Origin of the sequence: Trichocoleus sp. DQ-A3 (assembly GCF_039961975.1) — a bacterium.
In the GTDB taxonomy this organism is placed as follows: Bacteria; Cyanobacteriota; Cyanobacteriia; order Cyanobacteriales; family FACHB-T130; genus FACHB-T130.
In genome coordinates this window covers 189,107-204,578 of record NZ_JAMPKC010000003.1, presented here as the reverse complement: position 1 = coordinate 204,578, position 15,472 = coordinate 189,107, and the positions used below count along the sequence as shown (strand labels likewise).

13 protein-coding genes and 1 pseudogene are annotated in these 15,472 nt (G+C 46.0%); 4 read left to right on the top strand and 10 right to left on the bottom strand.

The window, feature by feature from the left end; all coding sequences use genetic code 11:
• Nucleotides 1-187: 187 nt before the first annotated feature.
• Nucleotides 188-1,270: a class I fructose-bisphosphate aldolase gene (locus tag NDI44_RS07295; protein WP_190410597.1), complete on the bottom strand. Its 1,083-nt coding sequence runs from the start codon at nucleotides 1,268-1,270 to the stop codon at nucleotides 188-190.
• Between the two features lie 205 nt (nucleotides 1,271-1,475).
• Nucleotides 1,476-2,594 (bottom strand): aldo/keto reductase, encoded by a 1,119-nt coding sequence (locus tag NDI44_RS07290; RefSeq protein ID WP_190410596.1) that lies wholly within the window; start codon nucleotides 2,592-2,594, stop codon nucleotides 1,476-1,478.
• Between the two features lie 146 nt (nucleotides 2,595-2,740).
• On the opposite strand from NDI44_RS07290, the gene NDI44_RS07285 reads away from it, so the two are divergent.
• Entirely contained in the window at nucleotides 2,741-3,118 is a 378-nt protein-coding gene (locus tag NDI44_RS07285; RefSeq protein WP_190410595.1) for a VOC family protein, read from the top strand.
• A gap of 114 nt (nucleotides 3,119-3,232) precedes the next feature.
• On the opposite strand, the gene NDI44_RS07280 is transcribed toward NDI44_RS07285, so the two are convergent.
• Both NDI44_RS07280 and NDI44_RS07275 read right to left on the bottom strand, forming a co-directional pair.
• Entirely contained in the window at nucleotides 3,233-3,532 is a 300-nt protein-coding gene (locus tag NDI44_RS07280) for a hypothetical protein (RefSeq protein WP_190410594.1), read from the bottom strand.
• A 112-nt stretch (nucleotides 3,533-3,644) separates the two neighbouring features.
• Nucleotides 3,645-4,361 (bottom strand): phosphoribosyltransferase family protein, encoded by a 717-nt coding sequence (locus NDI44_RS07275; RefSeq protein WP_190410593.1) that lies wholly within the window; start codon nucleotides 4,359-4,361, stop codon nucleotides 3,645-3,647.
• 262 nt (nucleotides 4,362-4,623) lie between these two features.
• On the opposite strand from NDI44_RS07275, the gene NDI44_RS07270 reads away from it, so the two are divergent.
• Nucleotides 4,624-5,331 (top strand): uracil-DNA glycosylase, encoded by a 708-nt coding sequence (locus tag NDI44_RS07270; protein ID WP_190410592.1) that lies wholly within the window; start codon nucleotides 4,624-4,626, stop codon nucleotides 5,329-5,331.
• 10 nt (nucleotides 5,332-5,341) lie between these two features.
• Here NDI44_RS07270 and NDI44_RS07265 read toward each other — a convergent pair whose 3' ends face one another.
• Nucleotides 5,342-6,106, bottom strand: coding sequence for a HEAT repeat domain-containing protein (locus NDI44_RS07265; protein ID WP_190410906.1), 765 nt, complete (start codon nucleotides 6,104-6,106; stop codon nucleotides 5,342-5,344).
• Nucleotides 6,107-7,450: 1,344 nt separating this feature from the next.
• Between NDI44_RS07265 and NDI44_RS07260 the strand changes: the two are divergent.
• Nucleotides 7,451-7,549 (top strand): annotated as a pseudogene (locus tag NDI44_RS07260) (IS1 family transposase); the annotation flags it as partial.
• A 180-nt stretch (nucleotides 7,550-7,729) separates the two neighbouring features.
• Here the strand turns inward: NDI44_RS07260 and NDI44_RS07255 are convergent.
• From NDI44_RS07255 to argF, 5 genes are all read right to left on the bottom strand, one after another.
• Nucleotides 7,730-8,269, bottom strand: coding sequence for a GNAT family N-acetyltransferase (locus tag NDI44_RS07255; protein WP_190410590.1), 540 nt, complete (start codon nucleotides 8,267-8,269; stop codon nucleotides 7,730-7,732).
• A 1-nt stretch (nucleotide 8,270) separates the two neighbouring features.
• Nucleotides 8,271-8,495, bottom strand: coding sequence for a hypothetical protein (locus NDI44_RS07250; protein ID WP_190410932.1), 225 nt, complete (start codon nucleotides 8,493-8,495; stop codon nucleotides 8,271-8,273).
• Nucleotides 8,496-8,552: 57 nt separating this feature from the next.
• On the bottom strand, nucleotides 8,553-9,812 hold the full coding sequence (locus NDI44_RS07245; protein ID WP_190410905.1) for an AmpG family muropeptide MFS transporter: 1,260 nt from the start codon (nucleotides 9,810-9,812) through the stop codon (nucleotides 8,553-8,555).
• A gap of 262 nt (nucleotides 9,813-10,074) precedes the next feature.
• Nucleotides 10,075-10,713, bottom strand: a complete 639-nt coding sequence (gene lexA, locus NDI44_RS07240) for a transcriptional repressor LexA (protein WP_190410589.1) — start codon at nucleotides 10,711-10,713, stop codon at nucleotides 10,075-10,077.
• Between the two features lie 135 nt (nucleotides 10,714-10,848).
• Complete coding sequence (gene argF / locus NDI44_RS07235) at nucleotides 10,849-11,769, bottom strand: ornithine carbamoyltransferase (RefSeq protein WP_190410588.1); 921 nt, start codon at nucleotides 11,767-11,769, stop codon at nucleotides 10,849-10,851.
• Between the two features lie 637 nt (nucleotides 11,770-12,406).
• Here argF and NDI44_RS07230 point away from each other — a divergent pair.
• Nucleotides 12,407-15,460 carry a response regulator gene (locus tag NDI44_RS07230; RefSeq protein WP_190410587.1) on the top strand — a complete coding sequence of 1,018 codons (3,054 nt, stop codon included), beginning with the start codon at nucleotides 12,407-12,409 and terminating at the stop codon, nucleotides 15,458-15,460.
• Nucleotides 15,461-15,472 lie beyond the last annotated feature (12 nt).

The window sequence follows — 15,472 nt, the reverse complement described above, 5'->3', positions numbered from 1 at the left end:
CTCCAGGTTGGCATTTTTTTTACTTTTTCAACGAATTCCTTGTTTTTACCTGCATCCTGACAATTAACCACTAAGGCACAAAGACACTCAGGAAACACAAAGTTTTCCTTTTTAGTGTCGTTGTACCTTAGTGGTTCTTTGAAAACACGCTTTGGCGCTTATGGATCTGGATAAACAGACCCCGCGCTCAAGCAATGGTTACATCTGGTGAGAGATAAACATCTTGGATGGCGTTAAATAGCTTCACTCCTTCCTCAAACGGACGCTGGAAGGTTTTACGACCGGAAATCAATCCAGTACCCCCAGCCCGTTTGTTAATGACGGCGGTGCGGATTGCTTCGGCAAAGTCGTTTTTACCTGACGCACCTCCGGAATTAATCAATCCAGCGCGACCAGAGTAGCAATTCAGCACCTGGTAGCGAGTGAGGTCAATCGGATGGTCGGTCGTTAGGTCGGTGTAAACTCGATCGTGGGTTTTGCCGTAACTTTGACCTGCGGCTTTGGCAACCGCAGCATATCCGTTGTTGCATTCAGGCAGCTTTTGTTTAATGATGTCTGCTTGAATGGTCACACCCAAGTGATTTGCCTGAGCCGTGAGATCCCCTGCCAGGTGATAGTCTTTGTCTTGCTTAAAAGCGTTATTCCGGAGATAGCACCAAAGGATGGTTGCCATCCCATATTCGTGGGCAAGTTCAAAAGCTTGGCTGACTTCCTGAATTTGGCGGGTAGATTGCTCTGAACCAAAGTAAATCGTTGCCCCGACCGCAGTTGCCCCCAAATTCCATGCTTGCTCGATAGAGGCAAACATTATCTGGTCGAATTGATTGGGGTAAGTGAGCAGTTCGTTGTGGTTAATCTTGAGAATGAAGGGGATTTTGTGGGCATACTTGCGAGAAACCATGCCCAAAACGCCCAGCGTGGTAGCAACGGCATTGCAACCGGCAGCGATCGCGAGTTTGACGATATTCTCAGGATCGAAATACATCGGGTTGGGTGCAAAAGAAGCACCCGCTGAGTGTTCGATTCCTTGGTCTACTGGCAGGATGGAAAGATAGCCAGTATTGGCTAAACGCCCGGTTGAATACAGTTGCTGGAGACTCCGCAGCACTTGCGGGTTGCGATCGCTAGCAGCAAAAATTCGGTCTACGAAATCAGGCCCTGGCAGATGCAGTAAATCTTTAGAAATCTTCGCTTTGTGAGTCAGAAGGTCTTCTGCTTCTTGACCAAGATTCGACTCTAGAAAACTGGGCATAGATAGCGTAGTAGTCATAGCCGTTTTCCTAAAAACTTGAGTTTTGGTGGGCAGTACTGATGCAGGGAAGAGGGGTAATCAATCAAAAGTTTTGTTAGAGTAGCGCGTGTTTAATTCTGAGTTTTGAGTTTAAAATGCTTTATTCAAAACTCATCACTCCAATTCCAATTACCACCCGTCTTTAATCAACGAGAGAACTATCCTTAAAAGCTAGCGTACCGCTTCAAGTTTCAAGTTGCTCTTTTGGTGGAAATCCGTGCTGTTCTCTACCCGGTGGCCCGTCGTACTTCTTTGATGTTTTGTAAAGTTCAAAGCGCCCATCAGCCGCATAGGTTGCATAACGCGATCGCACGGCTTGCATTTCCTCTGGAGTCATCGGCGTGAAACCCCTGGCAATATTCAAGTTCTGGCGCAGCACTTGTAGCGAGTCAATCCCACTCACTGTCGTTGCCACGGGAAGACTCATGGCATAGCGTAACGCTTCTTGAACGGTGACAACGCCTGCTTTAATCGGTTCGCCCTCACCGCCGAGACTTTTCATGCCAATGGCGGCAATCCCGCGTTTGTTGAGTTCTGGGAGAACTTGTTTCTCAAAGCTGCGAAAGCTGGCATCAAAACAATTCAGTGGCAGTTGCACCGTATCAAAGGGGTAATCATAGGAAAGCATTTTCAGGTGAATTGCCGGATCTTTGTGACCTGTGAAGCCAACAAACCGAACTTTACCCTGCTGCTTGGCTTCATCTAAAGCCTCGATAACACCCCCTTTGGCGAAATGCCTTTCCGGGTCGTTGTCGTAAACAACTTCGTGAACTTGCCATAAGTCGATATAATCCGTCTTCAGACGCCGCAAAGATTGCTCTAGTTGCTGCATGGCGACTTTGCGATCGCGTCCGTGGGTACAAACTTTGGTCATCACAAAAGCTTTATCCCGCCGCCCTTGCAGCGCCTTCCCCAGCCGTTGTTCGCTGACACCTTCGTTATATTCCCAGGCGTTGTCCATAAAGGTGACACCCGCATCCAGCGCTTCTTGAACAATCCGAATCGCTTCGGGTTCGTTGGGAACTCCCAAGTGAAAGCCGCCGAGTGTCAGCGCGGAAACTTCTACGCCAGTGCGTCCGAGTTTTCGGCGGGGAATCTCGCCTGCTTTGATGGGCGTCGCCTGGGAAGTTGGCGATAGATTCGTTTCAGCATTGACTTGTTGGTGTGGGTGTAGCAAAATCCGATCGGCGATCGCGACTCCAGCTCCCAAAACGCCGAGTCGTTGCAGAAACTGCCTGCGCTTCCAGTTCAGAATTTCTTGGCGACGATTCTGGGCTGCGGTATCATCATGTGCATCTGGCATGAACTGACCCTGCTGATTTCTTTTATTTCTTCCTAGAATTAATAGTTTTGTTAGTGTATTTCACCCGTCTCTAGATAGGTTATTCACTTCTCTTAAAAATCCAATTTATTAAGGCTTAACCTTTTTTCAGGTGATTCCTAACAAATATGCTTTTCCAATGCACCGCCGCACTCGTCACTTTAGCAACCGTTGACCTTGAAGTTCTAGTGCTTTTCTATACCAATCTGCTCAACCAAAACCCAAATCCCTACATCCCGAATATTTACGCTGAATTTCAGTTGCCTGGATTTCGCTTAGGAATTTTCAGACCTAAAGAAACGCACTTATCAGAGTTTGAATCAGCTAAAAGTGGAATGAGCTTGTGTTTAGAAGTGACTGACTTAGAAGGGGCAATTTCTCACCTAACTGCCCTCGGATACCCACCCCCAGGAGAAATTTTTATCGCTTCTCATGGCAGAGAAGTCTATGCTTACGATCCCATAGGAAATCGGTTAATTCTTCACCAAGTATTTGCTATTTGTTAAAATTTTTACTTATTTTTGAAGAAAAGGTATCGCTTGATAATTTTAAATTTGCATGATTTAAAATTATCCAATAGTGTGTGAAATTAGATTTTGAAATCTAAATTTGAAACAGGATTACTTGAGGTAAACGGCTAAGTCAGAAAAGCTACAAAAACTATAGATTAGTAACAGGATGGCGAGAATCTGCATCACGCGCAAATGGGGCGAGGGCATGAGAGTTTCGCGTACCCACATTGACATCGCAGCTCCAATGGCATAGCTTGAACTTAAAAGCAGATAAGGCCAGTCTTTGGTAATTTCCCAGCTCATCAGTAAGCCGATAGCTAACCCGGTCATCAGCAACTCAACGAACCAAGGTGGATTGTACTGGCTAGAAAAAACTAAAGTGCGCCACCAAAATTGTATAGGTCTCATCGATCGGTTGTTATTTTTTAAAAGAGCCATTAACGATTAACTAACGGTTAATCGTTAATAAAAAAATCAATCTAGGACTACTAGTTAAGATAATCAAAATTAAACAGTTTGGCTATCTGCTTAGAGGTGCATCTGGAGGAGTTCCAGGGAAAATCTGCTGATTGTGCTGTTGTAAGTCAGCGATCGCTTCTTGTGTCTCAACTTGGGGAAATGCCTCATAGAAGCGACTGACACTGAGGAAAGGATCGGGTGTTTGGAGAATAATCACGCGATCGCTCCAAGATAATAGCCAATCGCCTAATCCTATCGGTGCCACCGGACTACAAACCCAAACCGCAGCAGGTTCTTGGGCTTTCAAAGCGTAAGCGGCGGCTGCCATTGTCATGCCGGTAGCAATGCCATCGTCAATCAAAATAGCGATCGCACCGCGAGGATTCACGGACAAGCAGCTAGGAGAAAGCTGACTGTATAGCGCCGCAGCTTTTTCTTGGGCTTGGTGCAACGCCGCTTCCCGTAGCTGATTATTTTCGGGATCTTTCCGCGATCGCTTTGCCTGGTACCAGATAACGTGCCCATCTGACGTGACGGCACCAATCGCCAGTTCTGGATTTTCAGGACGGGTAATTTTTTTAGCGACAACGATATCCACCGGGCAACCCAGACAGCGTGCTACCGGCACAGCCACCGGAATACCGCCGCGAGGCAGTGCATAAACGATAGGCTGAACGCTCAAACCTTGAGCCTGGAGCTGCTTAATCTCTGCCAGAATAGGCTGAGCTAGCTGCTCGCCAGCAGTAATGCGATCGCGGAAAATTGGGGCTGATGACATGGCACCCTCCAGAAGTTGGCAGTGCGCTCGCCTCTATAATGGCTGATTTTCGCCAGATAAGGCAGAAATCGAGAGTCCATCCAAAGTATGAACTATCAAAGGGCAAGTGTGAACCCACCTTCAGCCTAAGAGTAACCGGAAGCTCAGAGAACCTAAGCCTCACGCTGACCTAAGTCGGAAGAGTGAGCTTCCGACTTAGGTCAGCGGAGGGTCAATATTGTTAGGATTATTTCGGAAAAACCATAGACTATCCGCCAAATTCATGCCAAGCGAAGACCAACTCAGCCTTTTTGACACCTCAGGGATTAGCGAATCTACCACAGCCCAGCCTCAAGCACTAGAACTGATTCCGACAAGTGCCAAAATTCCTATTCCTGCTGGCACCTATCAAACAATGGCTCAGATGGCTGAGCATTGCAACCAATGCTATCGCTGTCAATTGGGCGAAACCCGCACAAACGCTGTAGTTGGACGCGGCAATCTCCAGGCACCCATCATGATTGTGGGGGAAGCGCCCGGTCAAAATGAAGACGAACAAGGCAAACCATTTGTCGGTAAATCGGGTCAGTTGCTAGATAAAATACTCGCGTCGGTGCAGCTAGATACCGAACAGGACGTCTACATTGCCAATATTAATAAGTGCCGTCCCCCCGCCAATCGGGTTCCCACCCCCGATGAAATCGCTGCTTGCAAACCGTATCTGTTAGAACAGATCCGCATGGTAGACCCGAAAATTATCCTATTGACGGGCGCTACAGCAGTGAAAGGATTGACTGGCGATAAAAGAGGCATTACTAAGATTCGCGGCACTTGGATCGAGTGGGAAGGACGCCTGTGTATGCCGATTCTCCATCCAGCCTACCTGCTGCGGAATCCTGCCCGTGAAGCGGGCAGCCCCAAATGGTTAATGTGGCAGGATATTCAAGCAGTACGGGCAAAGTTGGATGAAATCCGCAGTTCTCCAGCGTAATGTTGTCGGTTTACACGAGTCCTTCCTGTTCTAAGGTTTCAATCAACTGAAGACCTCTGGGATCGCCGACTCTCAAAAGCGCAGCTTTTGCATCTTCTCGGACACCCATCTCTTCATCTTCTGCGAATGCTTCAATTAATCCATCAATGGCACCGGCGTAGACGGCATTAGAAGGCATTTCGCGGCAGAGTTGTCCTAACGACCAAGCACAGTTGCTACGGACTGCGGCGATCGGGTCTTGCCTTAGAGCTTCAATCAGGGGTGGAATTGATGCCACAATGGCTTCGTAGCCCAGTTCAGCCATTTGAGCTAACCCACTGGCTGCCCACAGACGCACGGCAGAAATATCGGTTTTTAAGGCGTCGGTGAGGGGTTCTAGCGAGCGGCGATCGCGGCAGTTTCCCAAAGCCCAAACAACGCCTTTGCGGACGTAGCCATTCCAATCGTTGTTGAGCTGGGTAATCAACGGCACTACGGCGGTAGAACTGGGATTGCGCCCCAGTCCATAAGCAGCACTCACCCGCAGCAACGGGCAGGGGTCACTCAGCAAGTGAATTAAATGAGGAATCGCTCGTTCATCCTGGAGTTCGCAGAAAGCTCGTGCTGCTAGCATCCGTTGCTGCGTTCCGGGAGCCGTTAACAGTGCCAGCATCGCATCTGGATCTGGTTTAGGTTGGCTCTCTGCGTCGGCATCAAGCGGCTCTATTTGATCCAGAGGGCTTTCTAGCTCTATCTCTGGATCGAGTAAGCTCAAATCGTCATCGTCGTCATACATATTTGAATAAAGTACCACTACCGCTCCCATTCCTCTAGTCTCTACTGGCAATGCCTGCTTGAGAGAGGCACGAAAGTTAAGAAAACTAACATTATGAGTTGCTAGACCCGATCAAAAAGTTGAATTTGGTATAGTACACGACACCAAGAGCCTTCTATTGTGATCCTTGATAACAGGGGGAGTAATGTGACAGACCACCTAGAGCCATATCGCCGGATGGTTCGTTCCATTCGATTCGTTCCCGCCTTGGGACCTACCCACCAATCTCAGCAGCCGGTGATGCCATTGCCGCAGGTCAATTTATCACCGTCAGTGCCATCTACCCCTCAACCTGCCCCTCAACCTGCCCCTCAACCTGCCCTCGATCCGTCCGAACACGTTAGCGGCTTGGTGCGAGAGGCAGTCTCGAAACCGACGGTGCTTCCCGTGACCTATGCGATCGCGGAAAATCTCGGCGATCGCATCAGCCGACTGACTGCTGCCAAACCAACGCGATCGCAACCGCCGGAAATTATAGCATTCAAAATTCCCCAGCCTGACCCCAACTGGAAGCCTGCCCCTCCAGTACCTGGTTGGGAGCAGCCAGTAGACGCGAGTTCTACGGTTCCCTCAGATGTCGCGGCACCGGAAGTTGAGTCACCATCCAGCTCAGTGCCAGGGACAGAAGCCCAAACTCCAGTCGCGGCACCGGAAGTTGAGTCATCACCCAGTTCAGTGCCAGAGACGGAAGCAGCACCCATTCCCGAACCCGTCAAGGAGACGCCCAGCGCCCTTCCACAAGCAATATCTGAAACTCCAACGGCGGCACCGGAAGTGTCAGTTCAACCGACTGAGGAGACGACTGCTGCTGAGGCTGAGTCGCCAGAGGCGATCGCTCCGATAGAGGAACCAAAAGATACCCAACAACCCTCTTTATTAGACAGGGCGGCGGCGGCGCTTCAGGCAGTGGTATCTGTTTTCGACAAGCCAGATGCCGACCAAAAAGAGCCTGCTGTAGAACCAGCACCTCCAGTCGAAGCCGAAATATCAGCGGCTACATCCGTTCCAGTCGAAGAGATCCCCAGCGAATCGGAAGTCGAAACCGAAACACCAACAGCCGAAGCTCCAGTGTCAGTTCAACCAGACGAGGAGACGGCTGCTGAGTCTTCGGAGGAAGCGATCGCCCCCAATGATCAACCAGACGCCCCTCAACCAACTTTATTAGATAGAGCTGCATCAGCGCTTGAAGCAGTGGTATCTGTTTTCAACCAGCAACCAGAAGCAGACGACCAGAACGAACCCGCGGTAGAATCAGCACCCGCAGCCGTCCCAGAAGCCCAAGCAATAGAAACACCTCAGATTAACTGTCCAAAATGCGGCGCTACTGAGGTTCGGAAAAATGGGCACTATAAAAACAAGCAAAGATATGTTTGTAAAGACTGTGGGAAACAGTTTGTTGCCGCTGATGCTGGTGAAGAAGCTGAGCCACAAACGCAGACAAAGCCTGCTGTAACATCTGAAGCCCAGGCATTGCCAAAGACGCACAGCGTTCCTGCCGTACCGGAAAAAACTTCTAAGGGCAAAGGGAAGAAACAGGCAAAAGGTTTTGGACGACCCAAAACAAAATAGCTGGCTTGGTCTTCCTTATGGCTGCGGTGTCTCAGGAAACAGCGGTTTCAGCATCCACAAAGACTGGGTTTGGTAGCCGAGGCTGCGGTAAAGATTCAACGCGGGTTGATTGGTTTGAAAGACTTGCAGACCCATTTGGCGATCGCCTCTTGCCCGCGCCCAGTCTTCGGCATGATTGACCAAAGCTTTTCCTATGCCACGTCGGCGGTGTTCTGGCAAGACATAGAGTAAAAAAATGTGGGCATGGCGATCGCCTGTCACCTGATCCACGGCATTTCCCAACCAAAGACAAGCTACTTGGGAAGGATGATGAACGGATGAGCCAGGAATTGAAGAATCTGTTTCTTCCTTTTTTCTTCCTTCTTCCTTTAGTTCAACCCACCACAAAGGCGTTTTTTTAGAAAAGTATTGCTCAACCGTTTCCGCTAGATGAGAAAAATCTTTTTGTTCTGGAAAAAGCTCCTGGTAAGTCAGCTGCATGAATTTCACGAGACTTGCTCGATTCAGACTCGATCCTTCGCGCAGCTGATACCCCGGCAATAACGGACAAGGCATTTTAGACTATCGATTTTAGATTGGAGGTCAATCCTAAATCCATCATTTCTAAGCCAAAATCAGATGCCGGTGCCTGAGCGTGTTCTCCAGGAGGATTGACTTCCTCAATAGGTGCGGGTGCTGCCATGTCAGAGGGTAAAAAGATGCGGGCGCTAACTGCCACCAGCGCCACAAAAAAGATCAACACCACGATCAATGGAACAATGTACTGACGAAAGATAGCCATAGAGAAAGACTTTTCTAAGAATTGTGTTTAAGATTTGTTAAGCTCTCTGTTTCTATCCTACAACTGTTGAGAGTCATCGTCTTCATCATCTAGTACCTCTCTAGGCATTTCTGGCACGGAACGCGAATTCCAAGGAGCAAAAATAGGCAGCAGCAGTAATCCAGGCAAGGCAGCGGCGATGCTAATTAGGAAAAAGGAAGGCCAACCAGTGGCTTCTGCGATTCGACCCGCCGGGGCAACTAAAATATCGCGGCTGACTGCCATTAAGCTGGAGAGTAAAGCATACTGGGTTGCCGAGAAGCGCTGGTTACAAAGACTCATCAAAAAGGCTACAAAAGCGGCGTTTCCGAGTCCAGCACAAAAGTTTTCAATATTAATAGTCAGTACAAGTAACTGATAGTTTTTCCCGACTTGTGCAAGGAGAAAATAAGCAAAATTACTCACTGCTTGCAAAGCACCGAATACCCAAAGTGAGCGATTAATACCGATTTTGCTGAGAATTGCACCGCCTGAAAGAGCGCCAACAATGCTTGCCAGTAATCCCATGCCGCCCTGAATTGCACCAACTTCTGCGGAAGAGAAGTTTAAGCCGGTCTTCTCCAACAAAAAGGGCGTAGACATATTATTAACAAGCGCGTCACCCAGTTTGTAGAGAACAATGAAAACTAGAATCAAAAATCCTTGGCTCTGACCATTGCGTTGAAAGAATTCAATAAATGGCAAAGACACCGCTTCTGATAAGGAATCGGGTGGGCGATCGCGCTGTATGGGTTCCGGTGCCCAAATTGAACTCACGAACCCAATTGCCATCAACAGCGACATCAACAAGTAAACTGTAGGCCAAGACAATTTTTCCGCTAAAATCAGCGCCAAACCACCCGTAATCAGCAAGGCAACGCGATATCCTAAAACAAAAATCGCTGCCCCGGCTCCCATTTCCCGTTCTTCCAGGACATCTGTGCGATAGGCGTCAACGGCGATGTCTTGAGTCGCGCTGAAAAAGGCAATGAATAAAGCATTGACGGCTAACAGTTGCAAAGCTTGGGAGGGCTTTTGGAGCGCCATTGCTGCGATCGCTAACAACAATGCCGCTTGCGTCAGAACTAGCCAGCCACGACGACGCCCCAGAAACGGCGGCACAAAGCGGTCGAGTAAGGGCGACCAAATAAACTTGAGCGAGTAGGGCAAACCTACCAAGCTGAACAACCCAATCGCACTTAAATTCACGTTCTCGACTGTCATCCAGGCTTGCAACGTCTTACTCGTCAAGAACAAGGGCAAACCTGACGCAAAGCCCAGAAACAAAAGAGCCGCCATCTTGCGGCTTTGAAAAACTTGAAAAAAAGATTGGGTTGCTTTCACGACTGACAAAGGCTCCTTACGAACTTTGAGCCATTAGTTTGCTGTCCTTGGTAGTGGGTAATCGGTAATCGGTAATGCCTTGTATGAATTACCAATTACCAATTACCGTTTCTCCAATTCCTAATGACTCAGGAGAATGGCTCTTTTGGTCTTGAGATATCATCCCATAGAGAGAAACCTTTTCCCGGAGACTTTGATAAGAGGAACGCGAAGAATGCTATCGCCTTCGAGATCCCGATTTCATGGAAGCAAATTCATAGCCGCGCCAGACGCCGACCAACACACCTTGCACCTCCACTTGGTTCGCCTTTACCTTAATGGGGTCGTATTTGGTATTGGCTGGTTTGAGCGTAATTTGCTCTCCCTGCCGGTGATAGCGTTTCAAGGTCGTTCCGTGTCCTTCGACTCGTGCTGCCACAATCGTGCCATTTTTCACGCGATCCGGTTCGGGTACGGGTCGCATGATGACCATATCGCCTTCAGCAATTTGGTCATCAATCATGCTGTCTCCGACCACCCGAAGGGCATAATAATCCGGCTGACGAAACAGGGCAGCCAAATCCAGCTGTTCGACCGTATCGGTGAAAGGTTCGACAAGACCACCGGCAGCGATCGCTCCTAAAACCGGCACTCCACCCGCACCAGAGCGCACAATCCTAATCGTGCGGGCTTTTCCTTCCGTCCAGTCAATATAGCCTTTCGCACGCAAGTGTTCCAGGCGGCTCTGAACCGGCGCAGGCGACTTCAGTTCCATTGCCCGCATCATCTGCCGAATTGAAGGCGCGTGTTGATATTGACTGATATATTCCACCAGCCAATTATAAAGTTGCTGCTGAGCATCAGTTAGGGGTTCCATAAAACAATAGGGGAATACTAATCTACGTCCTATAGAACATTCGTACTACTAAAATCCACGTCTGTCCAGTGGTTAATGGCTAATGTTTTTTAAACAATTAGCCATTTGCATTGGCGATTAGGGATTAGCAAATTATCAATCTGCTCCCAAAAGACTCACCAACAAAGCCTTCTGCGCGTGCATTCGGTTTTCTGCCTGATCCCAAACCCGCGACTGAGAACCTTCGATAACAGCATCGGTAATTTCTTCCTCTCGATGAGCAGGTAAACAATGCAGCACAATTGCATCAGGATCGGCAATACTCAACAGCTGCTCATTCACTTGGTAAGGTTGAAAAATTGGAATTCTGGCATCTGCTTGTTCCTCTTGACCCATACTTGCCCAAACATCGGTATAAAGCGCATGGGCACCTTTGGCGGCAGCTTCAGGGTCGTTAGTAATTGTCACCTCAGAGTTAGCCTGTGCAATCTTTTTCGCTTGCTCGACAATTGCCGCATCGGGTTGATACTCCGTAGGTGTAGCAATTCTCACATTTATCCCCATCAACGCGCAGCCCAAAAGCAGCGAGTTTGCCATATTATTGCCATCTCCCAGATAAGTCAAAGTCAGCCCATCTGGCGTTCCAAAGCATTCTTGAACAGTTAACAAATCAGCTAAAACCTGACAGGGATGTTCTAAATCCGACAGCGCATTGATAATCGGAATCTTGGCATAGTTCGCAAAAGTTTGCAGATCCTCCTGCTCAAATGTCCGAATCGCTAAGATGTCTAGATAGCGATCCAACACTCGTGCTGTATCGGCTAACGGTTCTCCCCGGCTCACCTGGGTAACATTAGGATTAAGGTCTATCACCTGACCGCCTAGTTGGTACATTGCCACTGAAAAGCTGACGCGAGTCCGTGTAGACGCTTTATAAAACAACAGCCCTAACACCTTATTGCAGCGCAAATTTAGCTGATGCGTCTTCAGCTGAGCTGCCAAATCCAAAAGTTCTTTCATTTCCTCAGCACTGAGGTCTGCCAGACTTAGGAGATCTCGTCCTTTCAATGCTTCCATTTTTATCCCCGATGAGTGAAGTAAAATGCGTTCCCGCAGCGTGAGTCTTAACGGAGCGCGTCGTTTAGACTCTACTTGGCTCTTGTTATACCGTTTTAAAACCCTACCAGATTTTTATCAACTTAGCTGTGGCAGAGAATTGTAAGGACAAGTTCATGAGTAACCAGAAGTGTTTCCAGGTACATCCAGGGTAAAACTTTCGGGATAGCAACCCATTTTTGCAGAATTTAACGGGTTTGAAGGGAAAATGTTTTTTCTGTTCCAGCAGCTTAATAGAGAGTTATTGATCCCAAATTTAGGCTTCTCCAGTCTCTTTCAACCCTAGTCATCGAAAATATTTTTTCAACCGAGAAATAAACCACTATAAAGTCAAAATAAACCTTAAAAAAGGTATTGATATGGTAAAAGTTCCTTTTGTATCCTTTCAGCAAAAAAAGTAAGCAAAAGCTCAGCCTGTTTCCCCTACCTAGAAAATAGGTTGCAAGAATTAACAAACTGATGTATACCGCTTAGGGGGGTTAGACTTAAAATTTTTAGTATAACCTCAAGCCATTTAAGGATATTTACTAAGATAATCGTTGATTCATAAAAATAATTAGAAATATCACAGAAATATAACTTTTCCAGAATCCCGAATATGAAATTTCCCTTCGCGGTGAAAATAGGGCTGGCTATCTCGCTTCTTTCAGTTGGAGTCACCAGCACTAGCGTTTATTTTTTCTACTCAAAAACAAATCAAATTGTTTTAAACCAGATGTCAGAGCGGCTTAAAGATGTAGGTCGTCAAGGAGCATCTTCGTTAGAGCAAGACGAAAAACAAACAATTCAGCAGCTTCGTCAGTCTCTTGAAAAAAATTCTCTGCCTGTCAGCGAAAAAATCAGAACCCTAGAACCTGGAGAAATTACGGCTTCTTTACCACCTAAAATTGCTCAAGAATATATAAAATCCCCGGAGTATCAAGCTCTTGTAAAAATTTTGATAAAAATTAGAAATAGCAGCCGGAGAAAAGTATTTCCTGTGAGATTTTTGAGGCAAAACTCGGAAGCAAAAGACAAGATTCCCCTCATTCGCTCAACCTATCTTATTGTCAGCATTCCAGAATCGCCGAGATATCGAATTGTCAAGTTTATAGCTCATGACAATTCTCAAAGAACACTAGCTCAGAAAGAAAAATTGATTGGGGATTTATACGCAACTGAGCAAAATGAACTACAGCAAGCTTTTGAGGGGGAAGCACAAGCTGGCAAGAAATTTTATACAGATGAAATTGGCACTTTTCTCAAAGCAGCTATTCCCATTAAAGATGAAAAAGATAATGTTATTGCTATTTTAGTTTTAGAATACGACGGTACCCACGAAATCAATCAAATTCAGAAATTACGATATATTTGCATCAGTATTATTAGTATTAGTTTAGTCCTGTCACTGCTCGTCGCATTTTTGCTGGCGCGTTGGTTGGGAAACCCTATCGAAAAATTATTAGAAGGTGCTCAAAAAGTATGCGATCGCAACTTTGACATCTTTATAGATGTTAAAAGCAAAGATGAGTTGGGACTGTTGGCAGATGCCTTTAATTCGATGGTAGCGGAAATACGAGACTATGCCCAAAACCTAGAATCCAAAAATAAAGATTTATTACAAATCAATCAACTAAAAGATGAATTTTTAGCTAATACTTCCCAAGAGCTACAAACTCCTTTAAATGAAATAATCGGTATCACTGACTCTCTTTTAGAGGGAGCTGCTGGACAACTGTCGGAAATTCAAAAGCAAAATTTGTTAATGATTTTGCAAAGCGGTCAACGGCTAGCAAATATGGTTAACGATATTGTTGATTTAGAAAAACTTAAGCATAAAACACTGGGGTTAAAACTCAGACCAGTAGGAATGCAAGAAATTGCCGATGTAGTTTTAACTCTTGCTAAACCTTTCGCAGATATCAAAGGTTTGCGCTTGGTTAATCGAATTGAACCTACTGTACCAATGGTATGTGCTGATGAAAATAGAGTTCAACAAATCCTGCATAATTTAGTTAGTAATGCGATTAAATTTACTGATACAGGTAGTATACAAGTTGTTTCTTCAGTTGCGAATAATTACATGGAAATCACGGTTGCAGATACCGGAATTGGCATTCCAATCAATAGAATAAATACCATTTTTGATGCTTTTGAACTTACCGAAGAATCTATTTCTAGACCTTACGTAGGGACGGGCATCCGCCTTGCAGTTACTAAACAACTGGTGGAATTGCATGGCGGCAAAATTTACGTAGAATCCATTCTTAAAAAAGGTTCGCGGTTTACTTTTACGCTACCGCTGGCAGGAAAATTGGAAAGTATACAACAAACGCTTTCCAAAGAACTCAGTTCAAAAGAGGTTGAAATTCAAAACTTTCAGTTTGAAAGGTTACAAGATTACCTACAACCTGCACCCCAAGAAGGAAAATTTAAAATTTTAATTGTAGATGACGATCCGGTTAATCTTCAGATCCTTAACAATTATCTCTATTTGGAAAATTATACGGTTTATCAAGCGAGGAATGGAATCGCTGCTTTAGAAGCCATTGAGCAAGGTCTAAAGCCTGATTTAATTTTACTTGATGTAATGATGCCAAAAATGTCAGGCTATGAAGTTTGCAAAAAAATTCGCCAAACTTTCCCTGCCAATGAATTACCAATTGTGATTGTGACAGAAGCGCATAGCGTTGCTAATTTATTAGAAACCTTTGGGTCAGGAGCCAATGATTATCTAACTAAACCTATTTCAAGACACGAATTGATAGCACGAATAGAGACTCATCTTGAGCTTTCCAAAATAAATATTGCTTATGGTCGATTTGTGCCCCGTCAATTTATTAGTTTGCTGGGAGAAGAAAGCATTGTTAATGTAAAGCTAGGCGATCAAGTGCAGAAAGACATGACAATCCTCTTTTCTGACATTCGCAACTTTACGAGCCTTTCAGAGGCGATGTCACCCAAAGAGAATTTTAATTTTATTAATTCCTACTTGAGTCGGGTGAGTCCCGTTATCCGGAATAATAATGGTTTTATAGATAAATATATTGGAGATGCGGTGATGGCGCTTTTCCCGGAAAGCGCTGAAGATGCTTTGCGGGCAGCGATTGAAATGCAAAAACAAGTTTCGCAGTACAATATGGAACGCCGAAGAAGCAATTTACCTCCTATCGCTATCGGCATTGGCATCCATAGCGGCAGTTTGATGCTAGGCACGATTGGAGATGAACAGCGTATGGAAGGAACAGTGATTTCAGATGCAGTGAATCTGGCGTCTCGTCTGGAAGATTTGACCAAAGCCTACGGAGCTTCTATTATTATTAGTGAAAAGACTTTGCTGGGTTTAGAAGATCCCACTCGATATAATTATAGATTCTTGGATAAAGTTCATATTAAAGGTCGTAAAGATTTATCGCCTATTTTTGAAGTTTTTGATGGTGTTATCTTAGAGACTTTAGAGCTAAAAAGCAAAACCAGAAGCTCTTTTGAATTGGGAATTCATCTCTATTACAGCCAAAAATATGCCTCTGCGGAAGAAATTTTCAAGAACGTCTTAGAGCAAAATAATCAAGATAAAGCGGCTAGCCTCTATGTTAAACGTTGCCAGAGATTGCAAAAACAGGGAACCGATGAAAGATGGGACGAAATTGAGTCTTTCGAGGAAGCCTTTTAGGCAAAACAACAG

Bases quoted from the DNA above. Each gene is read 5' to 3' on its own strand.
- NDI44_RS07275 (WP_190410593.1), bottom strand. From the start codon at position 4,361: ATGTCATCAGCCCCAATTTTCCGCGATCGCATTACTGCTGGCGAGCAG.
- NDI44_RS07250 (WP_190410932.1), bottom strand. From the start codon at position 8,495: ATGGCTATCTTTCGTCAGTACATTGTTCCATTGATCGTGGTGTTGATC.
- NDI44_RS07295 (WP_190410597.1), bottom strand. From the start codon at position 1,270: ATGACTACTACGCTATCTATGCCCAGTTTTCTAGAGTCGAATCTTGGT.
- NDI44_RS07270 (WP_190410592.1), top strand. From the start codon at position 4,624: ATGCCAAGCGAAGACCAACTCAGCCTTTTTGACACCTCAGGGATTAGC.
- NDI44_RS07255 (WP_190410590.1), bottom strand. From the start codon at position 8,269: ATGCCTTGTCCGTTATTGCCGGGGTATCAGCTGCGCGAAGGATCGAGT.
- NDI44_RS07245 (WP_190410905.1), bottom strand. From the start codon at position 9,812: ATGGCGGCTCTTTTGTTTCTGGGCTTTGCGTCAGGTTTGCCCTTGTTC.
- NDI44_RS07285 (WP_190410595.1), top strand. From the start codon at position 2,741: ATGCTTTTCCAATGCACCGCCGCACTCGTCACTTTAGCAACCGTTGAC.
- NDI44_RS07290 (WP_190410596.1), bottom strand. From the start codon at position 2,594: ATGCCAGATGCACATGATGATACCGCAGCCCAGAATCGTCGCCAAGAA.
- NDI44_RS07265 (WP_190410906.1), bottom strand. From the start codon at position 6,106: ATGTATGACGACGATGACGATTTGAGCTTACTCGATCCAGAGATAGAG.
- argF (WP_190410588.1), bottom strand. From the start codon at position 11,769: ATGGAAGCATTGAAAGGACGAGATCTCCTAAGTCTGGCAGACCTCAGT.
- NDI44_RS07280 (WP_190410594.1), bottom strand. From the start codon at position 3,532: ATGAGACCTATACAATTTTGGTGGCGCACTTTAGTTTTTTCTAGCCAG.
- lexA (WP_190410589.1), bottom strand. From the start codon at position 10,713: ATGGAACCCCTAACTGATGCTCAGCAGCAACTTTATAATTGGCTGGTG.
- NDI44_RS07230 (WP_190410587.1), top strand. From the start codon at position 12,407: ATGAAATTTCCCTTCGCGGTGAAAATAGGGCTGGCTATCTCGCTTCTT.